This is a genomic window from Pseudomonas sp. LS1212 (assembly GCF_024741815.1).
Taxonomy (GTDB): Bacteria; Pseudomonadota; Gammaproteobacteria; order Pseudomonadales; family Pseudomonadaceae; genus Aquipseudomonas.
Map to the genome: position 1 here is coordinate 4,911,185 of NZ_CP102951.1, position 25,912 is coordinate 4,937,096.

Below are 25,912 nucleotides of genomic sequence, written 5' to 3' on the forward strand. Positions count from 1 at the left end.
GCGCCCAGCGCCTTAAACCAGAATCAGATTATCGCGATGAACCAGCTCCGGCTCGGCCATGTAGCCCAGCAAGCCTTCGATCGCTTCGGAGGATTGGCCGATGATCTTTTGCGCTTCAAGGGCGCTGTAGTTGGCCAGGCCGCGAGCAATTTCGCGACCGTCGGGCGCCACGCAGACCACCATTTCGCCGCGGCGGAAGCTGCCCTGCACAACCTTCACACCAACCGGCAACAGGCTCTTGCGCCCTTCCTGCAAGGCAGTGACTGCGCCCGCGTCGAGCACCAGGGTGCCACGGGTCTGCAGATGCCCGGCCAGCCACTGCTTGCGCGCCGCCAGCATGCCGCGCTCGGGCGACAGCAAGGTACCCAGGCGTTCGCCGGTCTTGAGTCGGTCGAGTACGCGCTCGATGCGCCCGCCAACAATGATGGTATGCGCACCGGAACGTGCCGCCAGCCGCGCCGCGCGCAGCTTGGTCTGCATGCCGCCACGACCCAGCGCACCACCGGTCCCGCCGGCAACCGCATCCAGGGAAGGATCGTCGGCACGAGCTTCGTAAATCAGGTTGGCATCGGGGTTGTTGCGCGGATCGGCATCGAACATGCCGTCACGGTCAGTGAGGATCACCAACAGGTCAGCCTCGACCAGGTTGGCCACCAACGCCGCCAGGGTATCGTTGTCACCGAAACGGATTTCGTCGGTCACCACGGTGTCGTTCTCGTTGATCACCGGGATCACGCCGAGCTCGACCAGGGTACGCAAGGTGCTGCGCGCGTTGAGGTAGCGCTTGCGATCAGACAAGTCGTCATGGGTCAGGAGAATTTGCGCCGTATGCCGGCCATGCTCAGCAAAGCTCGATTCCCAGGCCTGCACCAGCCCCATCTGACCAATGGCGGCGGCAGCCTGCAACTCATGCATGCCACTCGGTCGCCTGGCCCAGCCCAACCGGCTCATCCCGGCGGCCACAGCCCCGGAGGAGACCAGCACCAGCTCAACCCCCGCCTCATGCAGGGCCACCATCTGCTCGACCCAGACGCCCATTGCAGCGCGATCCAGGCCCTTGCCATCCGCTGTCAGCAGGGCGCTGCCGATTTTAACGACCCAGCGCCGCGCACCCGTCACCTTGCTCCGCATCATGTTCCAACCTATGCCGATCAGTAGATACCTTGTAGGAGCGGGCTTGCCCGCGATTGCGTCAACGCAGCACCCAAGCGGATACAAGTCGCCTGCATCGCTGGCAAGCCAGCTCCCACAAGAAAGCACAATTCTCAAATAGCAAAACGCCGCTTGAAAAAGCGGCGTTTAGTTTACTGCAATGAATCAGTCGCGGACGTAAATGATTTCCGGACCATCTTCGTCATCCACATCTTCTTCATCCCAATCATCATCGCCGATGTCATGGACCGACTTCACGCCGCTGCGACGCAAGGCACGTTGATCGTCCAGCGCCTGCAACTGGGCACGCGCCTCATCTTCGATGCGCTGGTCAAGATCGGACAGCTCTTCGGCATAGACAGGATCATTGGCCAGGCGGTCGGCGCGATCTTCAAGGTAGCGCATGATGTCACGCCCCAGACGCTCGGTCCCCTCCTTGGCGATCGCCGAGATCACGTAGACCGGACCTTCCCATTCCAGGCGGTCGACGATTTCCTTGACCCGCTCTTCGTGCTCTTCTTCCAGGATCTGGTCGCACTTGTTCAGTACCAGCCAGCGATCACGCTCGGCCAGCGACGGGCTGAACTTGGTCAGTTCGCTGACGATGACTTCGGCGGCATCGGCTGCACTGCTTTCATCCAGCGGCGCCATGTCGACGAGGTGCAGCAGCAAACGGGTGCGCGACAAGTGCTTGAGGAAACGAATCCCCAGGCCCGCACCGTGCGAAGCACCTTCGATCAGGCCGGGAATGTCGGCGATGACGAAGCTCTTCCAGCGGTCGACGCTGACAACACCCAGGTTCGGCACCAGCGTGGTGAACGGGTAGTCCGCCACTTTCGGCTTGGCCGCCGACACCGAACGAATGAAGGTACTTTTACCGGCATTCGGCAAGCCCAGCAGACCGACGTCGGCAAGCACTTTCATTTCCAGCTTCAGATCACGCTGCTCGCCCGGCTTGCCCGGCGTGGTTTGACGCGGCGCACGGTTGGTACTGGATTTGAAACGGGTGTTGCCCAGACCGTGCCAGCCACCATGGGCAACCAGCAGGCGCTGCCCAGCCTTGACCAGGTCACCGATCACTTCCTGAGTGCTGGAGTCGATTACCGTGGTACCGACCGGCACGCGCAGAACCAGGTCTTCGCCCTTCTTGCCGGTGCAGTCGGTGCTGCCACCGTTGGAACCACGCTCAGCATCGAAGTGACGGGTGTAACGGTAGTCGACCAGGGTGTTGAGGTTTTCGTCGGCGACCATGTAGATCGAGCCGCCATCACCGCCATCACCGCCGTTCGGACCACCATTCTCAATGAATTTTTCCCGGCGAAAGCTCATGCAGCCGTTGCCGCCATCACCTGCTTTTACCCGGATCGAAACTTCATCTACAAACTTCATAAAAAACGCCTCTCGTCACACGACGAGCTGAAAAACACCAAGACATAAGGCTCTTGCAAAAATGAGCGCGGCGGCCCCAATCAACGACCGTAAAATCCAGCGCCGGCAGCCCATACAAACAGCTTTGCAAGAGACTCACCCCACAAACGAAAAAGCCCCGTCGCAAGACAGGGCTTCTCCAGCGATCTCGCGATTAAGCCGCGATTACGCTCACGTAACGACGACCGAAGGCGCCCTTTACTTCAAACTTGATCACGCCTTCGATTTTAGCGAAGAGAGTGTGATCTTTACCCATGCCAACGCCGTAGCCAGCGTGGAATTGGGTGCCGCGCTGACGCACGATGATGTTGCCTGCTTTGATAGCCTGGCCGCCATACATCTTCACGCCAAGGCGTTTGGCTTCTGAGTCGCGACCGTTACGGGTACTACCACCAGCTTTTTTGTGTGCCATGAGTTCAATTCTCCTAGTGAGGAATTAGGCTGAAATTAAGCCTGAATACCGGTGATTTTGATCTCGGTGTACCACTGGCGGTGGCCCATACGCTTCATGTGGTGCTTACGGCGACGGAACTTGATGATGCGGACTTTATCGTGACGACCTTGGGAGATCACTTCAGCCACAACGGTAGCGCCAGCAACGACTGGAGCGCCGATATTCACGTCGTCACCGTTGGCGACCAACAGAACGCGATCAAAAGTAACGGATTCGCCAGTGGCGACTTCCAGTTTTTCGATCTTCAGGTATTCACCTGGGGCGACCTTGTATTGCTTGCCGCCAGTAACGATTACTGCATAAGACATGGTATTTCTCCGATAATCCTGCTCACCCAGCGCTTTAGAAGAAGAGGTATTGGCTGGCATGGCTGCATGGGGTGGAACGACCCAAATGCAATTGCGTAAGGCAGGTGCTGCCCAGGAAGTTCAGGGTGCGCGATTGTACGCAAGCCAAGCAGCGGTTGCAAGGTCTCGAAACTGCTGCCGGGTATCTTGCCTTGACAGGGTCTACCCTGAGACCTAGCATGCCGCGCAACCCTTCTGGAGCACCTGTCGCTGATGCAACCCCAAGCTTTTTACCGCGCGGTGGCGGACGATTTTAGCGCCGTTGACGAGATCATCAAGAAGCAACTGACTTCGCGCGTGCCGTTGGTCTCGAAAATCGGCGACTACATTACCTCGGCCGGCGGCAAGCGCCTGCGCCCGCTGCTGGTGCTGCTATGTGGCAAGGCCCTGGGTCGCGAAGGCGACGACCTGCGCCTGCTCGCCGCTACCATCGAGTTCCTGCATACGGCCACCTTGCTGCATGACGACGTGGTCGACATGTCCGGCATGCGCCGTGGTCGTTCGACCGCCAACGCCATGTGGGGCAATGCCCCGAGCGTATTGGTGGGCGACTTCCTGTACTCGCGCTCCTTCGAAATGATGGTCGAGCTCGGCTCGATGCCGGTGATGAAGATCCTCTCCCAGGCCACGCGCATCATCGCCGAAGGCGAAGTGCTGCAACTGTCGAAGATCCGCGACGCCAGCACCACCGAAGAAACCTACATGGAAGTGATTCGCGGCAAGACCGCGATGCTCTTCGAAGCGTCGACCCACAGTGCTGCGGCCCTGGCCAACGCCACGCCAGAGCAGAGTGAAGCGCTGCGTACCTTCGGCGATCACCTGGGCGTTGCTTTCCAGCTGGTCGACGACCTGCTCGATTATCGCGGCGACGCCGAAACCCTGGGCAAGAACGTCGGTGACGACCTGGCCGAAGGCAAGCCGACCCTGCCGCTGATCTACACCATGCGCGAAGGGACCGCCGAGCAAGCGGCACTGGTACGCCAGGCGATCCAGAAAGGCGGCATCGAAGACCTGGAAAGCATCCGCGCTGCCGTAGAAGCCGCCGGCGCCCTGGATTACACCGCGAAACTGGCCCGCGACTACGTCGCCCGCGCCATCGCCTGCCTGGATCACCTGCCAGCCAGCGAATACCGCGATGCCCTGATCGAACTGAGTGAGTTCGCGGTCGCCCGCACTCACTGACAGCCGATCCCCTCAGCCCATCGCTCGATGGGCTGTGCTTATCTCCTGCCTTGCAAAACCCTATACAATGTAGGCTTTATGCGCGTCCGCCCCGAGGAATCTTAGTGAGCACTTTGCCTCCCTGCCCCAAATGCAACTCCGAATACACCTATGAAGATGGCACCCAACTGATCTGCCCTGAGTGCAGCCACGAATGGTCTGCCGCAGGCGAATCAGAGGCTGCCGAAGGCGATGCCGTCAAAAAGGATTCCGTTGGCAATGTGCTGCAGGACGGCGACACCATCACCGTGATCAAGGACCTGAAAGTCAAAGGCACGTCGCTGGTGGTCAAGGTCGGCACCAAGGTCAAGAACATCCGCCTGTGCGACGGCGACCACGATATCGACTGCAAGATCGACGGCATCGGCCCGATGAAGCTGAAGTCCGAGTTCGTCCGCAAGGTCTGATCAGCGCTCGTTGATCCTGGATTCGAGGCTGCCCTGGCGGCGGCCTTGAACCTCTCCCACGCAGAAAATCCGAAAAGTTGCCAATTGGCACTTGCCATTAATTGAATAAGAATTATTCTCATTGAACGCTTTCAAGGAGAATGACCATGACTTATTTGATCGACGCCTGGCTGGATCGGCCACACCCTTACCTGCGCATCCTGCACCGGGAAACCGGCGAGGTTTGTGCCGTGCTCGAAGAAGAAGCGCTCGATGAGCTGCGCGACCAGGGCGACCTGGATCTCAACGGGTTGAATTCAAGCGAGCCGATTGTGCTCAAGGAATTGGTGCGCAATCTGTTTCTGTTTTGCTATGCCCGGGCGTTGCGACCGGTTGGGGATTTGCATTGAGTATGCAATACACGACCGCTTCGCGGTCGATCGCTGGCAAGCCAGCTCCCACAGGGGCAGGCGGTGCACATATCCTGTGGGAGCTGGCTTGCCAGCGATAAGCCGGGGTCGCGCTCGACCCGAAGGGCCTCACTTCAACCCCGGTACCACTTACAGTACGTCCAGCAGCTCAACGTCGAACACCAGCACGCTATGCGGCGGGATGCTGCCCACGCCTTGCGCGCCGTAAGCCAGTTCGCTCGGCACGTACAGACGCCACTTGCTGCCGGCGTTCATCAGTTGCAGGGCTTCGGTCCAGCCGGCGATCACGCCGCCGACAGGGAATTCTGCCGGCTGGCCACGCTCGTAGGAGCTGTCGAATACGGTGCCGTCGATCAGGGTGCCGTGATAGTGAGTGCGAACGCTGTCCTCGCGCGATGGCTTGGCGCCCTCGCCTGCGGTCAGTACTTCGTATTGCAGGCCCGATGCCAGCGTGGTGATGCCTTCACGCTTGGCGTTTTCAGCCAGGAACGCCAGACCTGCGCCAGCAGCCGCTTCTGCCTTGGCGGCCGCTTCGGCCTGCATGATGTCGCGAATGACTTTGAAGCTGGCGGACAGGTCTTCCTGGCTCACGCGGCTTGCCTGGCCGTTGAAGGCGTCGGTCAGGCCGGTCAGGATCGCTTCCAGGCTGACGCCCGGTGGCGGGTTGTCACGCAGCTGGTCGCCCAACTGACGGCCAATGCCGTAGCTGACGCGGGTTTCGTCGGTAGACAGATTTACTTCGGACATGGGACTGCTCCGCTGTAGGGCCGCTCCTGAGATATCCGTGGCTGGATAAGAACTCCAAGAGCGCCCTGAACCAAAAGGGCGAGCAGCCTAGCACACTGAAACAGGCCTTATCAGCCCACTCGAGCACCCCGGCTTGAGCGAAAGGCAATCGGTATACGCAGATCTTCCTCGGCAGTGTCTTTCATCCCGCACATTTCATCGTGAACAGACCAATGAACCAGGTTCATCCCCAAATCCGATAGCGGGTGCAGGACTTCCCTCGCATGCTCCACCGAACGAAACGGCAGCGCTTGTCCGTGGGCATCGTTCAAGGGGTGCGCGGCGCCATGCATGCGGGCCTCGAGCAGGTAGATGCCGCCTTCGAGGGAGATCAGGTTGAGCTCGTCGATACGCCCGGCCTTGGCGTGGCCGGTCAATTCGTGGAAGTTCATGCGAACACCTCGCTTGTACAAGAAATAGCCCCCTTGTTCATTTTTCGTACAAGCATGCCCAAAGCACAAGTTAAAACACAGCCGCCCGTCCGTTTCACAACGGACGGGCGGCAGGTGCAGCAGTGCCGTTACAACTTGCTCAGTGCTTGGTCAGCTTGTCCAGATAGCCCATGGCGAAGGCCGAAACGACGAAGGTCATGTGGATGATCACGTACCACATCAAATATTGCGTCTCGATGTTTCGCGCATCCATGAACACCCGCAGCAGGTGAATCGAGGAAATCGCCACGATGGAAGCAGCCACCTTCATTTTCAGCGAGGAGGAGTCCATCTTGCCCAGCCAGCCAAGCTTTTCCTTGCCGTCGTCGATGTCCAGTTGCGAGACGAAGTTCTCGTAGCCGGAGATCATCACCATGACCAGCAGCCCACCGACCAGCGCCATGTCGATCAGCGATAGCAGCACCAGGATCAGGTCGGCTTCAGCCAGGGAAAAGACATTGGGAAGTACGTGGAACACTTCCTGGAAAAACTTGAGCGCCAGGGCCAGCAAGCCCAGCGACAAACCAAAATAGATGGGCGCAAGCAGCCAGCGCGAGGCATACATCGCATTTTCGATAAAGCGTTCCATTGAAACTCACTAGGTGGCCAGAGAAAACGAGCGCGAGTATACCAGCCACCTATGACAGAAAAAGCCCAATGCCGAGCGTCACTACTCCGGATTGGATTGATAATCACCGACACGGTGGGTGCGCTCGCCGTTGATACGGCGCAATTGCGCCTGCAGGTGCAGGCACCAGATCTGCGGACCATCGCTGACTTGATAACCATGCAGGGTCAAGCTGTCGACGATTGCATTAAGGACCGATTCGGCAACGAAAGGCCCATGAAAAGGACCCTGTGCCTTGATGGCCGAAGGTTGCTCACCGGCCATACCGGCGGCGAACAACAACGTCCACATGCCATTGTCACCGGCAAGCGGACGAATGCTGCATTCGATGCGGGTGACCAGACCCAGGCATTGGCGGGTGAGGCAGAGGCTGCGCGGCATGGCGTCGATCCTCGTTGGAACCGTTTTCAGTCTTCGCGGGAAGGCTGTTTCCATCCCATGACCTGTGGATATCCTAGTGCTCAGAATAGAATAAAACTGGCAATGGCACGTTTTTTCCGCCTCAACGGGCGCCGAATGGTCATGCCACCACCAGCGCCCGTGACCGGCTTCAGGAAGGCTTGACCTCGGCCAGGGCCTCCTCGGCGTGCTCTTTTTCCGCCTCCTTGAGGTCCTCTTCGCTGACCAACTCGGCAATGACCCGCAAGCGCTCGACCACCCGCGCGTTGACGCTGCCCTCCGGGAACTGGCCGTCGGCATCCGGCTCACCGGCAGGTTCACCCACCAGCAGGCTCAAGGCCTCGTCGGCCTGACGCACGGCATACACATGGAATTGCCCGGCGCGCACGGCCTGCAGGACCCGTTCGTCGAGCATCAACGTCGCGACGTTGGCATGGGGAATGATCGCCCCCTGCTCCCCGGTCAGGCCGCGTGCCTCACAAAGTCGGAAGAAACCTTCGATCTTCTCGTTGACCCCGCCTACTGCCTGGACCTCACCAAACTGGTTGATCGAGCCGGTGATCGCGAAGCACTGCTTGAGCGGCGTTTTCGACAGGGCCGAGATCAACGTGCAGGCCTCACCGAGCGAGGCGCTGTCGCCGTCCACGTAACCGTAGGACTGCTCCAGGGCGATGCTCGCCGAAATCGCCAGCGGAAACTCCTGGGCATAGCGACTGCCCAGGTAGCCGGTGAGGATCATTACGCCCTTGGAGTGAATCGGCTGCCCCAGGTTGACCTCGCGCTCGATGTCGACGATGCCACTGCCACCGGGGTAGACCGTTGCGGAAATTCGCGCCGGAATACCAAACGCCGAATCGCCGACTTCCAGTACGGTCAACCCGTTGCACTTGCCCACCGCGGCACCCTCGGTATCGATCAGGATGATGCCGGCCAGCATGTCATCGAGAATCCGCGCCGAGACCCGGCCGGTTCGGGTGGCCTTGGCCTTGAGCGCACGCTCGATATGCCCGGCGTCGGTCTTCGTGTCGTTGGCCAGGTGGCGAATGAAATCTGCCTCGCTGACCAGCTGGAACAGATCGCCGATACGGGCCGAGAGCCGCCCCTGGTGCTCGGCCAGGCGCGCACTGTAGGTCGCCAGCCTCGCCACGGCATCGGCCGTCAGGGGTGCCATGCCTTCTTCGGACGTGCGGGTCTTGAGCAATTGGGCGAACTGCTCGAGGCTTTCATCGACCATCGGAATGTCTTCATCGAAGTCCACCAGCACCCGGAACATCTCCTGGAAGTCCGGATCGTGGTCCTGCAGTGCGTAGTACAGCTGCCGCGCGCCGATGATGACCACCTTGACCTGCAGGGGAATCATCTGCGGCGTCAGGGTCACGGTCGCCAAGCGACCGAACTCGCCCAGCGGCGACTCCATCTTCAGCTTGCGCGACTGCAAGGCGCGCTTGAGTGCATCCCAGACGAAGGGCTCGCTGAGCATTTTTTCGGCTTCAAGGATCAGGAAACCGCCATTGGCCCGGTGGAAGGCGCCAGGGCGCAGCTGCCGGTAAGTGGTGTAGAGCGCGCCCTGGTCAGTGCTGTACTCGATGCGGCCAAACAGGTTGTCGTAGGTCGGGTGCGGCTCGAACACTACCGGTGCACCACCGCTGACATGGTGGCCCACCACCAGGCTCGGGGCATATTGCTCTTCGAGGAGCTTGCGCGCCTGGGCGTCAGTCTTGGCATCGTCGACCAACTGTTCGACCACCGTGCGGAGCAGATTGACCTGCATTGCTTGCAGGTAGGCGCAGACGGCCGCGTTTTCGGCGTATTTTTCCGAAAGCGGGGCCAACAGCGGCTGCAGCGCCAGCGTGATGGTTTCCTCGTTCAAATGACGCAGCTGGTTGCTCGACTCACGCTTCCACTGCGGCAGGCTGGCCAACTCTTCGTTGAGCCGCTCTTCGAGCACGGAGATATCGTTGTGAAAGCGGTCGCGGTCGGCCTCGGGCAGTTGCGCGAACTCAGCCTCGTCCAGCGCCTTGCCGTCAGCCATGGGGGTGAAGGCAATGTTGCTGCTGTCACGGTAGAGGGCGACATCCTTTTCCAGCGACAAGCGCTCGATCACATCCAGTGCACGGTCATAACGCTGATTGAAGGCGCGGTCGATGGCGCTTTTCTTCTGTTGATAGGACGGGTGCTCGAACGCTGCCGGGAAGGTTGCCAGCAAGTTGTCGATCAGGCCGCCGATATCGCTGATGAATGCTCCGGCACTGCCGGGCGGCAGCTCCAGCGCACGCGGCTCGCGGGGTTCATCGTAATTGTTGACGTAGACCCAGTCCGACGGGGTCCGCAGGCGCTTGCCTTCGGCCTTGAGATAGCGTTTGACGAACGAAAAGCGACCCGTACCGGGCTCACCCATGACAAAGACATTGTACCCGGGACGGGGCATGGCGACGCCGAACTGCAAGGCTTCGACTGCACGTTCCTGGCCAAGCACACCGCGAAAAGGCTCCAGATCATTGGTGGTGGAAAAAGCAAACTGTTCAGCGGAAAACGGACGGGTCAGCGCTTCAGGCGCAAGACGCAGGCTGGCAGCGACAGGATCGGGCATCGGGCATCCTTACTTCAGGCGGGGCAGATGGAGGCATTCTGGCGCCGCGTACGCCTGACTGGCAAGGCGCAAAGCATGATTGATGCAACAAGTCGGGTAATGCTTATAAGCCGATAATTTCAAGCAATCTTTTGCAATTAATAACGAAACAAAAAGATCGTGCCTAAACTCCAAACTGCGCGGCTGGGTGAATAACCGACCCGCTCTGGCGCAGACCTCTCCACGGAGCGCCAGTTAACCCTGACCCTTTGGTTTGCACATTCTAAAGAGAACAAAGCTATGAAACGGATTCTTCTGGGTACTCTGTTCACCGCGGTCTCGATCAATGCCATGGCCCAGGCGCCCGGTGGACCGGACTGCGGTTGGGGCAACTTGCTGTTCGAAGGCCAGCGTGGCACCCCGGCTCACTTCCTTGCATCCACAACCAACGGTACCTCCGGCAACGCAACATTCGGCATGACCTCAGGCACCAACGGCTGTTCGACCACTGCCGCGTTGACCTACGGCGGCAAATCCTGGATTGCCATGAACGGCATGATGAACGAGCTTTCCGAAGACATGGCCAAGGGCCAGGGCGAAGCGCTGACAACCTATGCCGTCGTGCTGGGCGTGGCACCGGAAGATCGCGCGCATTTCGCCGCGGTCACCCACCAGCACTTCCAGGAAATCTTCAAAAGCGCCGATACCACTGCCGAGGATGTTCACACCAACACCATGGCCGTGCTGAAAAGCGACCCGCGTCTGGCCAAATACGCAACCCAGGCTTAAGCTCGACCCACCCGCCCCTGCCGGGGCGGGATTTGCCTGGCAACACCGCTCGGACCTGCTCGCCACTTCATTGACCTAGTTGCCGAACATGCTTAAACGCCTTGCCTATCTGGCGCTCTGTGCCTGCGCCCCGCTTCATGCTGCCCCTCATGTCGACAACTCGCGTTTACAGCAACTGGCCGATTCACCCTACTGGATCTCCCTGGGCCACTACGAAACCGGCAAGCTCGGTGGCTGGCGCAGCTATGTCAATGACCCGAAGTTCTTTCTCGCAGCCGACGGCGCGCAACATCCCCGCGAAGAACTGAGCGCCACCCTGGAAGCGCTCTATGCCCCGGCCAGCCTCGGCGACCAGCATGCCCAATGCGTCTATCCGGCACGAACCCGCTGGCTGCGCGAACAATTGCAGCTGAGCGACCTGCCAGCGGTGGACTGCCAGGCCTTCAGCCAGTGGTACAAGGATGTTTCCCCGCACAGTGCAGTGATGATTTTCCCGGCGGCCTATCTCAACAGCCCCTCGTCGATGTTCGGCCATACCCTGCTGCGCATCGACCAGGCCGATGTGCAGCGCGACAACACCGCACTGCTCAGCTACGCGATCAACTTCGGCGCCTACATCGAAGGTAACGACAACAGCATCCTCTACGCCTGGAAAGGCCTGATGGGCGGCTACCCGGGCCTGTTCGCGCTTGTGCCCTACCAGGAGAAACTTTCGGAATACCGTAGCCTGGAAAACCGTGACCTGTGGGAATACCGCCTGAACCTCACACCTGAGGAAACCGGGCGGATGGTCGAGCACATCTGGGAACTCAAGCAGATCAGCTTCGACTACTTTTTCTTCGACGAAAACTGCTCCTACCGTTTGCTCGAGTTACTGCAAGTGGCACGCCCCGGCTTGGACCTGACCTCACAGTTCCAGCTCACGGCAATCCCGACCGACACCGTCAAGGCGGTGAAGCAATCGGGCCTGGTGGAGAAAATCGATTACCGCCCTTCCCGAGAGCGCGAACTGCTCAGCCGTGCCGAGCCCCTGAGCGACGGCGAGCAGGCCTGGGTTTTGAACCTCAGCGCCGACACCCCGCTATTGCAGTCGCCCGCCTTTACCGCCCTGTCCGCCGAGCGCCGTGCCTTGATCCAGGATGCTGCCTATCGCCTGGAGCGCTACCGCGCCAATGGCCAGGAGCGCGATCCGGCACGCAGCCAGCGCAGCTTCGAGCTGCTGCGCGCAATCAACAAGAATCCGCCACCGCCCTTGCAGATCGAACCGCCTGGCCTGCCCGAAGACGGCCATGAATCGCGCACCTGGCAACTGGGCATCGGTACTCGGGATGACCGCGCCTTCGCCGAGTACGGGCTGCGCATGGCCTATCACGACCTCAATGACAACGCTTACGGGTTTCCACTGGGAGCGCAGATCGAGATCCTGCAACTCAAGCTTCGCCAATACGAAGGCAACGACTGGCAGGTCCAGCAGCTCGACCTGGCGACCATCCGCTCGCTGACGCCGCGCAACGATCTGTTGAAGCCCTGGTCCTGGCAGGTGACCGGCGGCCTGGAACGGGTACCAGGCAAGCACGACGATGAAAACCTGGTCGCCCACGTCAACGGCGGCGCCGGCGGCACCTGGAAGCTGGCTGATGAACTGCTCGGGTTTGCCCTCGGCACTGCAAGGATCGAACATAACAATGATTTCGCCGCCTTCATTGCCCCGGCCGCCGGCTTCAATACCGGCCTGCTTTGGCGCAATGCACTGGGCAACCTGAGCCTGGAAGCCAAGGGTGACTACTTCAGCAACGGCGAAGTGCGACGCAGCCTGAGCCTCAACCAACAGTGGGAACTGGCGTCGAACCTGGGTCTGCGCCTGAGCGCAGAGCGTGAGTTCAGCCAACTGACCTCACCGATCAACGAGGTGATGCTGGAGCTCAAGTGGTACTACTATTGAATGAAACTTAAAGCCTGTCAGCATGGCCAAAACCTCCATGAACGGAGAATTGTCATGAGCCGTGCTTTCGTCAATGAAGAACTGGCTGCCGACCAGGCCGACCCACCGGTGGAACGGCACATCAGCGATCAACCCAATTACGTCACTGCCGAGGGCCTGGCCCAACTGCAGGCGCGCGTCGCGCAGTTGCATGCACAACACAATGAACAGGTTGAACGGGGCGAACAGGGCGACAAGCAACGCCTGGCCGACATCGACCGTGACCTGCGCTACTTCAATCAGCGCTTGCAAAGCGCGCAGGTGGTCGCGCCGGCGACGTCCAACGAAAAGATCCAGATCGGCAGTTGGGTCACTTACGCCGACGACAGCGGCGTCGAGCGCAGGGTGCAGCTGGTCGGGGAAGACCAGGCTGACGCCAGTGGCGGCCTGATCAACTGGGCCTCGCCTTTGGGCCGCGCACTGTTGGGGGCCAGCCCCGGCGATGAGGTGCTATGGAAGCGCCCTGCCGGCGATCAACTGATTGAAGTGATCGCCGTGGGTCCTGAATGACTTAAACCACACCCTGGGCCAGCATGGCGTCGGCGACTTTGACGAAGCCGGCGATGTTGGCGCCTTTGACATAGTTGATACGGCCGTTTTCTTCTCCGTAATGCACGCAGGCGTGATGGATTGACTGCATGATGTTGTGCAGCTTGCTGTCCACTTCACCGGCCGTCCACAGCAAGCGCATGGCGTTCTGCGACATTTCCAGCCCGCTGACCGCCACGCCACCGGCATTGGAAGCCTTGCCCGGGGCGAACAGGATGCCGGCCTCGATAAAGATATCCACGGCCGCCAGGGTGGTCGGCATGTTGGCCCCCTCGGCCACGCACACGCAGCCATTGCGCAGAAGGGCCTGGGCGTCTTCGGCATCCAGTTCGTTCTGGGTCGCGCACGGCAGGGCAATATCGCAGGCCAGGTTCCATGGCCGCTCACCGGCGCGGAATTCCAGGCCAAAGCGTTCGGCCAACTCGCTGATGCGTCCGCGCTTGACGTTCTTGAGCTCCATCAGTGCTTGCCACTGCGCTTCGTCCAGCCCGGCTTCGCAGTACAGTGTACCTTCGGAGTCGGACAGGGAGATTACATTGCCGCCCAGGTCCATGACCTTGCGCGCCGCGTACTGGGCAACGTTGCCGGAGCCCGAGATCGCTACGCGCTTGCCCTCGACCCGCTGACCGCTGCGCTTGAGCATTTCTTCAGCGAAATACACACAGCCAAAGCCGGTGGCTTCCGGGCGAATCAGGCTGCCGCCATAGTTCATGCCCTTGCCGGTCAGTACCGAGGTGAACTGGTTGGCCAGGCGCTTGTACTGGCCGAACATGTAGCCGATTTCACGCGCACCGACGCCGATGTCACCGGCCGGCACGTCGACATCGGCACCGATATGCCGGTACAGCTCGCTCATGAAGGCCTGGCAGAAGCGCATCACCTCGGCATCGCTCTTGCCCTTGGGATCGAAGTCCGAACCGCCCTTGCCGCCGCCCATGGGCAGCGAGGTCAGGGAGTTCTTGAAGACCTGCTCGAAGGCGAGGAATTTCAGCACGCCAAGGTTGACCGAAGGATGGAAACGCAGGCCGCCCTTGTAGGGGCCGATGGCGCTGTTCATCTGGATGCGGAACCCACGATTGACCTGGGCCTTGCCCTGGTCGTCGACCCAGGAAACCCGGAACACCAAAGCCCGCTCCGGCTCGACCATGCGCTCGAGAATGCCCGACTGCAGATAGTGCGGATTGGCCTCCAGGAAGGGCCAGAGGCTACGCAGTACCTCTTCGACAGCCTGGTGGAATTCCGGCTGGTCAGGGTCGCGCTTTTTCAGGCGAGCGAGGAAGTGTTCGACGGATTCGATCATGGACGGGTCTCGGCAAATTATTGTCGTAAGGGAAATTTTGCCGGAACTTTAGCAATTCGAATCGCACTATGACAGTGCGAAGTGTCGCATTTGTGAAATTAAATGGTGCATTTGTATAAATGTATACACTCTGATCACACGCCCCTGTAGCCGCTGCCGCAGGCTGCGCTCGCGTGCGAAGCAGGCGTAGATCGGCCAAAACCGGAGGTCCTGCGGACCTCAGCGCAGCCTGCGGCAGCGGCTACAGGGGGAGTTTCGCGCAAACAAAAACGGAGCCCAAAGGCCCCGTTTCAGTGCAAAAAAACCCGAAGGCTTATGCCAGTTTCTTGTACCGCACACGGTGTGGCTGCGACGCCGCATCGCCAAGACGCTGCTTGCGATCGGCTTCGTACTCGGTGTAGTTACCCTCGAAGAACACCGCCTGCGAATCGTCTTCGTAAGCCAGGATGTGCGTTGCCACACGGTCCAGGAACCACCGATCGTGAGAGATCACAATGGCCGCGCCCGGGAAATCGAGCAAGGCTTCTTCCAGCGAACGCAGGGTTTCGACGTCGAGGTCGTTGGACGGTTCGTCGAGCAGCAGGACGTTGCCGCCCTCTTTCAGGGTCAGGGCCAGGTGCAGGCGGCCACGTTCACCACCCGAGAGGTCCTTGACGAATTTCTGCTGGTCGCCGCCCTTGAAGTTGAAACGGCCAACGTAGGTGCGCGACGGGATCTCGTAGTTGCCGATGCGGATCTGGTCGGAACCGTCGGAAATCTGCTGGAATACGGTCTTGCCGCCGTCCAGGTCGTCACGGCTCTGATCAACGCAGGCCAGTTGCACGGTTTCACCGATCTCGATGCTGCCCGAGTCCGGGGTTTCCTTGCCCATCAGCATGCGGAACAGCGTCGACTTACCGGCACCGTTACCGCCGATCACGCCGACGATGGCGCCTTTAGGCATCGCGAACGACAGGTTGTCGATCAACACGCGATCGCCATAGCCCTTGGTGACGTTCTTGAACTCGATGACCTTGTCACCCAGGCGTGGACCGGCCGGAATGTAGATCTCGTTGGTTTCGCTGCGCTTCTGGAATTCCTGCGATTGCATTTCTTCGAAGCGTTGCAGGCGCGCCTTGGACTTGGACTGACGAGCCTTGGCGCCTTTGCGCACCCACTCCAGTTCGTCCTTCATGGCTTTTTCGTGAGCTGTTTGTTGCTTGGATTCCTGGGCCAGACGAGCGGACTTGGCTTCAAGCCAACCCGAGTAGTTGCCCTCGTAAGGAATACCGGCGCCGCGGTCAAGTTCGAGAATCCAGCCGGCGACGTTGTCCAGGAAGTACCGGTCGTGGGTAATTGCAACCACGGTGCCCGGGAAGTCGTGGAGGAAGTGTTCCAGCCAGGCCACCGAGTCGGCGTCCAGGTGGTTGGTCGGTTCGTCGAGCAGCAGCATGTCCGGGGCCGACAGCAGCAGGCGGCACAGGGCAACCCGGCGCTTCTCGCCACCGGACAGGTGTTCGACCCTGGCTTCCCAGGCCGGCAGACGCAGCGCATCGGCCGCGACTTCCAGCTGGCGCTCCAGGTTGTGACCGTCGCTTGCCTGCAGGATGGCCTCGAGCTTGGCCTGCTCGGAAGCCAGCTTGTCGAAGTCGGCATCCGGGTCGGCGTAGGCGGCATAGACTTCGTCCAGGCGCGCCTGGGCATCCTTGATCACGCTGACCGCCTCTTCGACGACTTCGCGGACCGTCTTGGCCGGATCCAGTTGCGGCTCTTGCGGCAGGTAGCCGACATTCAGTTCCGGCATCGGCCGGGCTTCGCCGTCGAACTCGGAGTCGACGCCCGCCATGATTTTCAGCAGCGTGGATTTACCCGAACCGTTCAGGCCGAGTACGCCGATCTTGGCGCCCGGGAAGAAAGACAAGGAGATGTTTTTCAAAATTTCCCGCTTCGGCGGAACAACTTTGCTCAGCCGATGCATGGTGAATACGTATTGAGCCATGGAAAACCTAGCGTCAGTGACAGATGAAGAATGCGCGAGACAGGTCCTGGGAGCTGGAGCTCCCGCGTGAAGGGCAAAGCTACCGGAATGCGCGGGACAGGGCAAACTGGCCGACGAACTGCGCTGGCACTTTGCCACGCTTCAGGGCATGCTAGCCGCCCTTCGGGCGTCCGGCATCATATAGTGCGCCATAGCGTTACGCCCAGGGCGCCCCCCCGGCGGCGGCGAACTCGATACTACCTGCCACAGCCAGTCATACCGCAGGATCACAGTTTGACCAAATCCACTCAACCGTCATCCTTGCGCACTCCAGGCAACGCGACCGGCTCGCCATTGCGTGGCTCGTTGAAAGGCGCGCTGGCCGTGCTGGTGTTGCTGCTGCTTGCGTTGTTGTTCTGGCAAGTCATTGACCAGTTCCGCCAGACCCAGGCCGACCAGCGCCAGCAGCGTATCGATCAAACGATCAACCTGGCCGAGCACATGGGCCTGAACATGGCCCTGAACGCGCAACTCGCATCAAGCCAGGTCATTGCACCAGCGCAGAGCACCACGCCTGACGGGTTCAAGTTACGGTTCGAGGCACTGCACAAGGCGTTTCCCGAGTTGCGCAGCCTGGCCTGGATCGACGGCAAATCTCGCATTCTCGGCGATAGCCTGCCCGGCAGCCCCGATAGCATTGCCATGAGCAGCCTCATTCAACGCAGTGCCGGCCAGCCTTACTACTACAGCAATGCCGACGATGGCTCACTGATCTACTTATTGCTACGCCAACCCGGCGAAGCGACGAACGGTTACTGGTTGCTGCGGCTGGGCCCGAGCTTCTACACGCGCTTGAGTCGTGGGAACAAACACGACGCCACACCCAAGTGGTTACTGGAAAACCATCAAAGCCTCACTGTCGTCAGCCGCAGCAACGAGGGGTACCCAACAGCCCCAAGTCTTGCAACCGATGAGCAGGATCAAAGTGTCCTCGTCTCGACGCTGATAAACAGCGATTGGCAATTGCGCAGCCTGTTCGACGTCAGTCAGACCCGCCAGCAATTGCTGCCGGCGCTCATCGGCAAATGCGTGTTCGGATTGCTGTGTGCGATGCTGCCATTGCTGGCGCTATTGAGTATCCGCAAGCGCCAGCGAGCCCTGCATGAAGGACGACGGCGTTATCAGGATATCTTCGAAGGGACGGGCGTTGCCCTTTGCGTACTGGATCTCTCCCGCCTGCCGGATTTCCTTGAACGCAACCGGTTGCAATCGAGCGGGGACCTCGACCGCTGGCTACAGGCCAACCCTGACCAGCACAGCGGCTTGCTGCGCGAGGTGAAGATCACCGAGGTCAATCAGGTGGCATTGCAATTGCTGGCCGTGGATTCCTGCGAGGGCGCCTGGAAGTCTCTGCTCCAAGGCAACCCCCTTGACGTCGGCGACATCGGCTATCAGTTGATCGAAGCCCTGCTCGCTCGCCAGAACCAACTGGAGCTCGAGATCAAGCTCCATGATGCCCACGGCCATGACCAACATCTCTGGCTGATGGTCCGGTTCCCCGAAGATCGCTGCGATTACCGGGCAGTCATCCTCAGCATCAGCGACATCACCAGCCGCAAACGGGTCGAACTGTCACTGCTCGAACGGGAAGGCTTCTGGTCGGACGTGGTACGCACCGTACCCGATCACTTATATGTGCAGGACGTCCTCAGCCAGCGAATGATCTTCAGCAACCATCATCTGGGGCAGACACTGGGTTACGACCGCAACGAACTGCAACAGATGGGCGAGTACTTCTGGGAGATCCTGCTGCACCCTGAAGATGCCGAGCACTACCACAGGATCCGCCAGCAGCAACGCGTCAGTGGCCACGTGCAACTGCTCCAATGCCAACTACGCTTTCGTCACAGCGACCGGAGCTGGCGGCGTTTCGATATCCGCGAGCAGGCCCTGGCGCGAGACAACGGTGGCCAGGTGACCCGCATCATCGGCGTGGCCAAGGATGTCACCGACCAGATCGAGGCCAGCGAGTCGCTACGCGACAGCGAGCAGCGTTACCGCATGCTCGCCGAGAGCATCAGCGATGTGATCTTCTCCACCGACAACGCCCTGCAACTCAATTACGTCAGCCCTTCGGTACAGGCCGTGCTCGGTTATCGGGCCGACTGGATTTTCGACAACGGCTGGCAGACCACCATCGCCAACCCGGCACAGCTGACGGGTATCCATGCACTGATCGAGCGCATCTATCGAGCACTGGGCGACCCGGAACAACTGGCGGCGCTGCGCAATGAGGTGCCGACCCAGCTGTTTCTCTTCGACTGCCTGCGCGCCGATGGCCGCAAGATCCCGATCGAACTGCGCCTGGTCCTGGTCTGGGACGAACATGACAGCTTCGAGGGCATCCTCGGCGTTGGCCGCGACATCAGCCAGCAACGCCGCGCGGAAAAAGACCTGCGCATGGCCGCCACGGTGTTCGAGCACTCGACCTCGGCCATTCTGATCACCGATCCGGCCGGGTATATCGTCCAGGCCAACGAAGCCTTCAGCCGGGTCAGTGGTTACGCCGTCGCCCAGGTGCTCGACCAACTGCCGAACATGCTCACTGTCGATGACCAGCAGGAAGCCCACTTGCGCTACGTGCTCCGGCAACTGCATCAGCGCGGCAGCTGGGAAGGCGAGGTCTGGCTCAAGCGCCGCAATGGCGAGCACTACCCGGCCTGGGTCGGGATAACGGCCGTGTTCGACGACGAAGGTGACCTGGCCAGCTACGTGTGCTTCTTCAGCGACATCAGCGAGCGCAAGGCCAGCGAACAACGCATTCATCGCCTGGCCTACTACGATGCCTTGACCCACCTGCCCAATCGCACCCTGTTCCAGGACCGCCTGCACACGGCGCTGCAACACGCTGAGCGGCAGAAGTCCTGGGTGGTACTGATGTTCCTCGACCTGGACCGGTTCAAGCCGATCAACGACTCGCTCGGCCACGCGGCCGGCGATCGCATGCTCAAGGACATGGCTACACGCCTGCTCGACTGCGTCCATGAAGACGACACCGTGGCGCGGATGGGCGGCGACGAGTTCACCCTCTTGCTGCAACCGCGCGCAACCCGGGAAATGGCCCTGAACCGCGCCATCCATGTGGCCGAGCAAATCCTCGCCAGCCTGGTCATACCCTTCGTGCTGGAGAGCCGTGAGTTCTTTGTCACCGCCAGTATCGGCATTGCCCTCAGCCCCCAGGACGGCAGCGAGCTGAGCCAGTTGATGAAAAACGCCGACACGGCGATGTACCACGCCAAGGAGCGCGGCAAGAACAACTTCCAGTTCTACCAGGCCGATATGAACGCCAGCGCCCTGGAGCGCCTGGAGCTGGAAAGCGACCTGCGCCATGCCCTGGAGCAGCAAGAGTTCATCCTCTATTACCAACCGCAGTTCAGCGGCGACGGCAAGCGCCTGACCGGCGCCGAAGCCCTGTTGCGCTGGCGTCACCCACGTCGTGGGCTGGTTCCGCCGGGGGAGTTCATCCCGGTGCTCGAAGAGCTCGGGCTGGTGGTCGATGTCGGCGACTGGGTGCTCAGCGAAGCCTGTCGCCAGCTCAAGGCCTGGCAGCAGGCCAAGGTGCGGGTACCGAAGGTGTCGGTGAATATTTCGGCCCGGCAGTTCTCCGACGGGCAATTGGGTACGCGCATCGCCACCACTCTCAGGGACACCGGCTTGCCGCCGGGGTGCCTGGAGCTGGAATTGACCGAAAGTATCCTGATGCGCGAAGTCAACGAAGCCATGCAGATTCTCGACAGCCTGAAGTTCCTGGGCCTGAGCATCGCCGTCGATGACTTCGGCACCGGCTATTCCTCGCTCAACTACCTCAAACAGTTCCCCATCGATGTGCTGAAGATCGACCGCACCTTCGTCGACGGCCTGCCCGAAGGCGAACAGGATGCGCAGATTGCCCGCGCGATCATTGCCATGGCCCACAGCCTGAACCTGGCTGTCATTGCCGAAGGCGTGGAAACCCAGGAGCAACTCGACTTCCTGCGCGAGCATGGTTGCGACGAAGTGCAAGGGTATCTGTTCGGTCGACCGATGACGGCCGACCGGTTCGAGGCGCAGTTCAGTAATGAAGCGTTGTTTATACTTGAATAATCGAACCTGCCCCCGCAGGAGCGACCCTGGTCGCGAAGGGCCGCTCCTATCAGAAGCATTCCATGTCATGTCAGGTAGTGGCCCGAGCAAATGAAGGCCACTTGTCTGCGACATGATGTCCTTTCATATGCCAGATAAAACCCGATGGGTTAGAATGCCCCCCTTTTCTGCCCGATCCTTGAGGACCGCCATGTTCAGCCGTGATTTGACACTCGCCAAGTACGACGCCGATCTCTTTGCCGCTATGGAGCAAGAAGCTCAGCGCCAGGAAGAGCATATCGAGCTGATCGCCTCGGAAAACTACACCAGCCCAGCCGTCATGGAAGCCCAGGGCTCCGTGCTGACCAACAAGTACGCCGAAGGCTACCCAGGCAAGCGTTACTACGGCGGCTGCGAATACGTCGACGTGGTTGAGCAACTGGCCATCGACCGTGCCAAGGAGCTGTTCGGCGCCGACTACGCCAACGTCCAGCCACACGCTGGCTCCCAGGCCAACAGCGCCGTTTACCTGGCCCTGCTGCAAGCCGGCGACACCCTCCTGGGCATGAGCCTGGCCCACGGCGGTCACCTGACCCACGGCGCCAGCGTTTCCTCTTCGGGCAAATTGTACAACGCTGTTCAGTACGGCATCGACAGCAATGGCCTGATCGACTACGACGAAGTTGAGCGCCTGGCGGTCGAGCACAAGCCGAAAATGATCGTGGCCGGCTTCTCTGCCTACTCGCAAGTGCTGGATTTCCCACGCTTCCGCGCTATCGCTGACAAGGTTGGCGCTTACCTGTTCGTCGACATGGCTCACGTAGCCGGTCTGGTCGCCGCTGGTGTGTACCCGAACCCGGTGCCATTCGCTGACGTGGTGACCACCACCACCCACAAGACCCTGCGCGGTCCACGTGGCGGCCTGATCCTGGCTCGCGCCAACGCCGACATCGAGAAGAAGCTGAACTCCGCCGTATTCCCGGGCGCCCAGGGCGGCCCGCTGGAGCACGTGATCGCGGCCAAGGCCGTATGCTTCAAGGAAGCGCTGCAGCCTGAGTTCAAGGCTTACCAGCAACAAGTGGTGAAAAACGCCCAGGCCATGGCCGGCGTGTTCATCGAGCGCGGTTACGACGTGGTTTCCGGCGGTACCCAGAACCACCTGTTCCTGCTCTCGCTGATCAAGCAGGAAATCTCCGGTAAAGACGCCGACGCTGCCCTGGGTCGTGCCTTCATCACCGTCAACAAGAACTCGGTGCCGAACGACCCACGCTCCCCGTTCGTGACCTCCGGCCTGCGTTTCGGCACTCCAGCCGTGACCACTCGCGGCTTCAAAGAAGCCGAGTGCAAGGAACTGGCTGGCTGGATCTGCGACATCCTGGCCGACCTGAACAACGAAGCGGTGATCGACGCCGTTCGTGAAAAGGTCAAGGCTATCTGCGCCAAGCTGCCGGTATACGGTGCTTGATAGCGGTTGGTTGAAATAAAAAAGCCCGGCTCTTGAGCCGGGCTTTTTTATTGTGGTGCCCTTTAGGGCCTCATCGCGGGCAAGCCCGCTCCTACAAGGGGGCACGGTGCCTGTAGGAGCGGGCTTGCCCGCGATGAGGCCCTAAAGCCTAAACAAGACCAGCAAACCCCGCCCGAATTTTCTCCTCCGGCAACTCATCGGCAATAAACACCATCACACTTTCCCGCGCTTCATCCTCGGCCCACTCGGTATCCCAATCGAAGCCATACAACTTCAACACCCCCTGAAACACCAGCCGTCGCGGTTCGCCAGCAATATTCAACACCCCCTTGTAACGCAGCAATTGCTTGCCATGCGCTTCCAGCAGTTCATTCATGAACTCGCTGAGCTTGTCGATATCCAGCGGCTGTTCAGTTCGTAGCACCAGGCTGGAAATCCGATCCAGCGAAGGTGCCTTGCTCACCGGACGCAACGACAGGCCGCCGCCCAGGTCATCATTGAGATTGAAGCCACGCACATCGAGCAGTTCAGCCAGGTCGATCTTGCCATGGTCCACGATGCGAATCGGCGCACGCCGGTTGATGCGCGTCAGGCGCTCGCTCAAGGCATCAAAGGTGGCCTTGTCGACCAGATCGGTCTTGCTCACCAGCAAGCGATCGGCAAAACCAACCTGCGCCTGGGCGATGGTCTGGCTCAGGTGAGTATCGGCATGGGCGGCATCGACCAGGGTAATGATGCCGTCGAGGATGTAGCGCTCGCGCAGTTCTTCATCAATGAAGAAGGTTTGCGCCACCGGGGCCGGGTCGGCCAGGCCGGTGCATTCGATTACCAGGCGGTCGAAGGCGATTTCACCGCTATCGAGCCGCTCCAACAGCAAGAATAGCGCCTTGGTCAGATCGGTGTGAATGGTGCAGCAGACGCAGCCATTGGCCAGCGTCACCACCTGCACCGGTTCGTCACCCAGCAACTGCGTGTCGATACCGGCGTCGCTGAATTCGTTCTCGATCACGGCGATTTTCAAGCCGTGCTCGGCCTTGAGCAGATGACGCAACAGCGTGGTTTTGCCCGCGCCGAGAAAGCCGCTAAGGATGGTGACGGGAATAGGGTTCAACACACTCATTGGATACTCCAAAATGCCACGCGCCACGACAAGCGTGGCGCGAGGTTCATCGTTTCAACGGGTCAATCAGCAGCAGCGAGGAGACCCCTTGCCACCACCGTAACGCGCCTCCTGACGTTCGCGGAAGAACTCCTCGTACGTCATCAGCGGCTTGTCCGGATGCCTGGTTTGCATATGCTCGACGTAGTTGTCGTAGTCGGGCATACCGACCATCAGGCGCGCGGCCTGACCGAGGTATTTACCGAGGCGACTCAGGTCATTGAACATGTTTGCAACCCTCTGGTTTTACGCATCTGGAACCGCCTGGAACGGCGTTTCCTTGTCGGTGCGTTCCTTGCTGCCCCAGGACGAAACACCGACCTTCAAGGCATAGAACAGAATACTGAAGACCACGAACAGGAACAGCCCGGTCAACGTCGCATTGGTGTAGGCGTTGTAGATCACGTGCTGCATCTGATCGATGTTCTTGGCCGGTGCAAGCACCTGCCCTGCCTGCAACGCTGCGCTGTATTTGTCCGCCAACGCGAGGAAGCCGACCGCCGGGTTAGGATCGAACAGCTTGATGAAACCTGCGGTGGTGGTGCAGATCAGCAGCCACACGGCTGGCAACATGGTGACCCAGACGTAGCGTTGGCGTTTCATTTTGATCAGTACGACAGTCGCCAGCATCAGCGCGATACCGGCCAGCATCTGGTTGGAGATACCGAACAGCGGCCACAAGGTGTTGATGCCACCCAGCGGGTCGATCACGCCCTGGTACAGCAGGTAACCCCACATGGCCACACAGCCGGCGGTGGCGATCAGGTTGGCCGTCCACGACTCGGTACGCTTGAGTGCCGGCACGAACGAGCCGAGCAAATCCTGCAGCATGAAGCGCCCGGCACGAGTACCGGCGTCTACAGCAGTCAGGATGAACAGCGCTTCGAACAGGATCGCGAAGTGGTACCAGAACGCCATGGTGTTTTCACCCGGCAGAACGTGGTGCAGGATCTGCGCGATCCCCACCGCCAGGGTCGGCGCACCGCCGGCACGGGCCAGGATGGTGGTTTCACCGATGTCCTTGGCCACCGTTTGCAGGGCTTCAGGAGTAATGGCAAAACCCCAGCTGCTGACGGCCTGGGCAACCGAAGCCACATCGCTACCGACGATGGCAGGCGGGCTGTTCATCGCGAAGTACACGCCAGGCTCGATCACCGAAGCCGCGACCATGGCCATGATGGCCACGAAGGACTCCATCAGCATGCCGCCGTAGCCGATGTAACGGGCGTTGGTTTCGTTATCCAGCAGTTTCGGCGTGGTCCCGGAAGAGATCAGCGCGTGGAAACCGGACACCGCACCACAGGCAATGGTGATGAACAGGAACGGGAACAGGCCACCTTTCCAGACCGGGCCCGTACCGTCGGTGAATTGGGTCAGCGCCGGCATTTTCAGCTCGGGCATGGTGATCAGGATACCGATCGCCAAAGCGACGATGGTACCGATCTTGAGGAAAGTGGACAGGTAATCGCGCGGCGCCAGTACCAGCCAGACCGGCAGCACTGCCGCGACGAAGCCATAGCCGACCAGCATCCAGGTGATCTGGATGCCGGTGAAGGTGAAGGCCTTGGCCCACACAGGATCAGCTGCGATCTGGCCCCCAAGCCAGATCGAGCCCAGCAGCAGGAGCACCCCGACAATCGAGATCTCGCCGATGCGTCCCGGGCGGATGTAGCGCATGTAAATGCCCATGAACATCGCGATCGGGATGGTCGCCATCACGGTGAATATCCCCCACGGGCTTTCGGCCAGGGCCTTGACCACGATCAGCGCCAGCACCGCGAGGATGATGATCATGATCAGGAAGCAGCCAAACAGCGCGATGGTGCCGGGGATGCGGCCCATTTCTTCGCGGACCATGTCGCCCAGCGAGCGGCCGTTGCGACGCGTCGACAGGAACAGGACCATGAAGTCCTGCACCGCACCGGCCAGCACCACACCGGCAATCAGCCAGAGCGTACCCGGCAGATAGCCCATTTGTGCGGCCAGGACCGGCCCGACCAAGGGCCCGGCACCGGCAATCGCGGCAAAATGGTGACCGAAGAGAATATGCTTGTTGGTCGGCACATAGTCCAGACCGTCGTTGTTGCGCACCGCAGGCGTTGCCCGACGAGGATCGAGTTCCATCACGCGCGTGGCGATGAACAGACTGTAATAGCGGTACGCGACCAGGTAGATGGCAATCGCCGCTACCACGATCCACAAGGCGTTGATCGCCTCGCCTCGACGCAGGGCCACCACACCCAGAGCGCACGCCCCTATGACTGCCAGCACCAGCCAGGGTATATGGCGTAGCGGGCTATTATTGTTTTTCATTTTTTGATTCCAGCCGAGTGGATACGAAAGACAGCCCTAGGAGTC

Annotated in this window: 22 protein-coding genes; 8 read left to right on the forward strand and 14 right to left on the reverse strand. The window is 60.4% G+C overall.

Features of this window, described 5'->3' with window-relative positions; all coding sequences use genetic code 11:
- Positions 1-12 precede the first annotated feature (12 nt).
- From proB to rplU, 4 genes are all read right to left on the reverse strand, one after another.
- Positions 13-1,131 (reverse strand): glutamate 5-kinase, encoded by a 1,119-nt coding sequence (gene proB, locus NVV94_RS22890; protein ID WP_258447794.1) that lies wholly within the window; start codon positions 1,129-1,131, stop codon positions 13-15.
- Positions 1,132-1,317: 186 nt separating this feature from the next.
- Positions 1,318-2,541: an Obg family GTPase CgtA gene (gene cgtA, locus NVV94_RS22895; protein ID WP_258444609.1), complete on the reverse strand. Its 1,224-nt coding sequence runs from the start codon at positions 2,539-2,541 to the stop codon at positions 1,318-1,320.
- Between the two features lie 193 nt (positions 2,542-2,734).
- Positions 2,735-2,992, reverse strand: coding sequence for a 50S ribosomal protein L27 (gene rpmA / locus NVV94_RS22900; protein ID WP_053153633.1), 258 nt, complete (start codon positions 2,990-2,992; stop codon positions 2,735-2,737).
- Between the two features lie 35 nt (positions 2,993-3,027).
- Positions 3,028-3,342, reverse strand: coding sequence for a 50S ribosomal protein L21 (gene rplU / locus NVV94_RS22905; RefSeq protein ID WP_007950961.1), 315 nt, complete (start codon positions 3,340-3,342; stop codon positions 3,028-3,030).
- 252 nt (positions 3,343-3,594) lie between these two features.
- Between rplU and NVV94_RS22910 the strand changes: the two genes are divergently transcribed.
- From NVV94_RS22910 to NVV94_RS22920, 3 genes are all read left to right on the forward strand, one after another.
- Positions 3,595-4,563, forward strand: coding sequence for a polyprenyl synthetase family protein (locus NVV94_RS22910; protein ID WP_258444610.1), 969 nt, complete (start codon positions 3,595-3,597; stop codon positions 4,561-4,563).
- Between the two features lie 104 nt (positions 4,564-4,667).
- The gene (locus tag NVV94_RS22915) at positions 4,668-5,009 is read left to right on the forward strand and encodes a zinc ribbon domain-containing protein YjdM (RefSeq protein ID WP_258444611.1); all 342 of its coding nucleotides are present in this window, start codon (positions 4,668-4,670) and stop codon (positions 5,007-5,009) included.
- Positions 5,010-5,155: 146 nt separating this feature from the next.
- Positions 5,156-5,398 (forward strand): hypothetical protein, encoded by a 243-nt coding sequence (locus NVV94_RS22920; protein ID WP_258444612.1) that lies wholly within the window; start codon positions 5,156-5,158, stop codon positions 5,396-5,398.
- A 150-nt stretch (positions 5,399-5,548) separates the two neighbouring features.
- On the opposite strand, the gene NVV94_RS22925 is transcribed toward NVV94_RS22920, so the two are convergent.
- From NVV94_RS22925 to NVV94_RS22945, 5 genes are all read right to left on the reverse strand, one after another.
- On the reverse strand, positions 5,549-6,166 hold the full coding sequence (locus NVV94_RS22925; protein WP_258444613.1) for an FKBP-type peptidyl-prolyl cis-trans isomerase: 618 nt from the start codon (positions 6,164-6,166) through the stop codon (positions 5,549-5,551).
- 110 nt (positions 6,167-6,276) lie between these two features.
- Positions 6,277-6,597, reverse strand: coding sequence for a DUF6482 family protein (locus NVV94_RS22930; protein ID WP_258444614.1), 321 nt, complete (start codon positions 6,595-6,597; stop codon positions 6,277-6,279).
- Between the two features lie 139 nt (positions 6,598-6,736).
- Positions 6,737-7,225, reverse strand: a complete 489-nt coding sequence (locus tag NVV94_RS22935; protein WP_258444615.1) for a TIGR00645 family protein — start codon at positions 7,223-7,225, stop codon at positions 6,737-6,739.
- 81 nt (positions 7,226-7,306) lie between these two features.
- The gene (locus NVV94_RS22940) at positions 7,307-7,645 is read right to left on the reverse strand and encodes a hypothetical protein (protein ID WP_258444616.1); all 339 of its coding nucleotides are present in this window, start codon (positions 7,643-7,645) and stop codon (positions 7,307-7,309) included.
- Positions 7,646-7,814: 169 nt separating this feature from the next.
- Positions 7,815-10,253 carry a Lon protease family protein gene (locus NVV94_RS22945; protein ID WP_258444617.1) on the reverse strand — a complete coding sequence of 813 codons (2,439 nt, stop codon included), beginning with the start codon at positions 10,251-10,253 and terminating at the stop codon, positions 7,815-7,817.
- 279 nt (positions 10,254-10,532) lie between these two features.
- On the opposite strand from NVV94_RS22945, the gene NVV94_RS22950 reads away from it, so the two are divergent.
- From NVV94_RS22950 to NVV94_RS22960, 3 genes are all read left to right on the forward strand, one after another.
- Positions 10,533-11,021 carry a DUF3015 domain-containing protein gene (locus NVV94_RS22950; RefSeq protein ID WP_258444618.1) on the forward strand — a complete coding sequence of 163 codons (489 nt, stop codon included), beginning with the start codon at positions 10,533-10,535 and terminating at the stop codon, positions 11,019-11,021.
- An 88-nt stretch (positions 11,022-11,109) separates the two neighbouring features.
- On the forward strand, positions 11,110-12,963 hold the full coding sequence (locus tag NVV94_RS22955; RefSeq protein ID WP_258444619.1) for a DUF4105 domain-containing protein: 1,854 nt from the start codon (positions 11,110-11,112) through the stop codon (positions 12,961-12,963).
- A 54-nt stretch (positions 12,964-13,017) separates the two neighbouring features.
- Positions 13,018-13,512: a GreA/GreB family elongation factor gene (locus NVV94_RS22960; protein WP_258444620.1), complete on the forward strand. Its 495-nt coding sequence runs from the start codon at positions 13,018-13,020 to the stop codon at positions 13,510-13,512.
- Position 13,513: 1 nt separating this feature from the next.
- Here the strand turns inward: NVV94_RS22960 and gdhA are convergent, their stop codons facing one another.
- The gene (gdhA, locus tag NVV94_RS22965; RefSeq protein ID WP_258444621.1) at positions 13,514-14,851 is read right to left on the reverse strand and encodes an NADP-specific glutamate dehydrogenase; all 1,338 of its coding nucleotides are present in this window, start codon (positions 14,849-14,851) and stop codon (positions 13,514-13,516) included.
- Between the two features lie 313 nt (positions 14,852-15,164).
- Positions 15,165-16,829 carry an energy-dependent translational throttle protein EttA gene (ettA, locus tag NVV94_RS22970; protein ID WP_258444622.1) on the reverse strand — a complete coding sequence of 555 codons (1,665 nt, stop codon included), beginning with the start codon at positions 16,827-16,829 and terminating at the stop codon, positions 15,165-15,167.
- Positions 16,830-17,102: 273 nt separating this feature from the next.
- On the opposite strand from ettA, the gene NVV94_RS22975 reads away from it, so the two are divergent.
- Together NVV94_RS22975 and glyA are read left to right on the forward strand one after the other, a co-directional pair.
- On the forward strand, positions 17,103-20,951 hold the full coding sequence (locus NVV94_RS22975; protein ID WP_258444623.1) for a bifunctional diguanylate cyclase/phosphodiesterase: 3,849 nt from the start codon (positions 17,103-17,105) through the stop codon (positions 20,949-20,951).
- Between the two features lie 190 nt (positions 20,952-21,141).
- Positions 21,142-22,395 (forward strand): serine hydroxymethyltransferase, encoded by a 1,254-nt coding sequence (glyA, locus tag NVV94_RS22980; RefSeq protein WP_258444624.1) that lies wholly within the window; start codon positions 21,142-21,144, stop codon positions 22,393-22,395.
- 148 nt (positions 22,396-22,543) lie between these two features.
- Here the strand turns inward: glyA and yjiA are convergent, their stop codons facing one another.
- The 3 genes from yjiA to NVV94_RS22995 form a co-directional block, all read right to left on the reverse strand.
- Entirely contained in the window at positions 22,544-23,515 is a 972-nt protein-coding gene (gene yjiA, locus NVV94_RS22985; protein ID WP_408733432.1) for a GTPase, read from the reverse strand.
- A 66-nt stretch (positions 23,516-23,581) separates the two neighbouring features.
- A complete protein-coding gene (locus NVV94_RS22990; RefSeq protein ID WP_258444625.1) occupies positions 23,582-23,782 on the reverse strand; it encodes a YbdD/YjiX family protein in 201 nt (66 codons plus the stop codon).
- An 18-nt stretch (positions 23,783-23,800) separates the two neighbouring features.
- Positions 23,801-25,867, reverse strand: a complete 2,067-nt coding sequence (locus tag NVV94_RS22995; protein WP_258444626.1) for a carbon starvation CstA family protein — start codon at positions 25,865-25,867, stop codon at positions 23,801-23,803.
- Positions 25,868-25,912 lie beyond the last annotated feature (45 nt).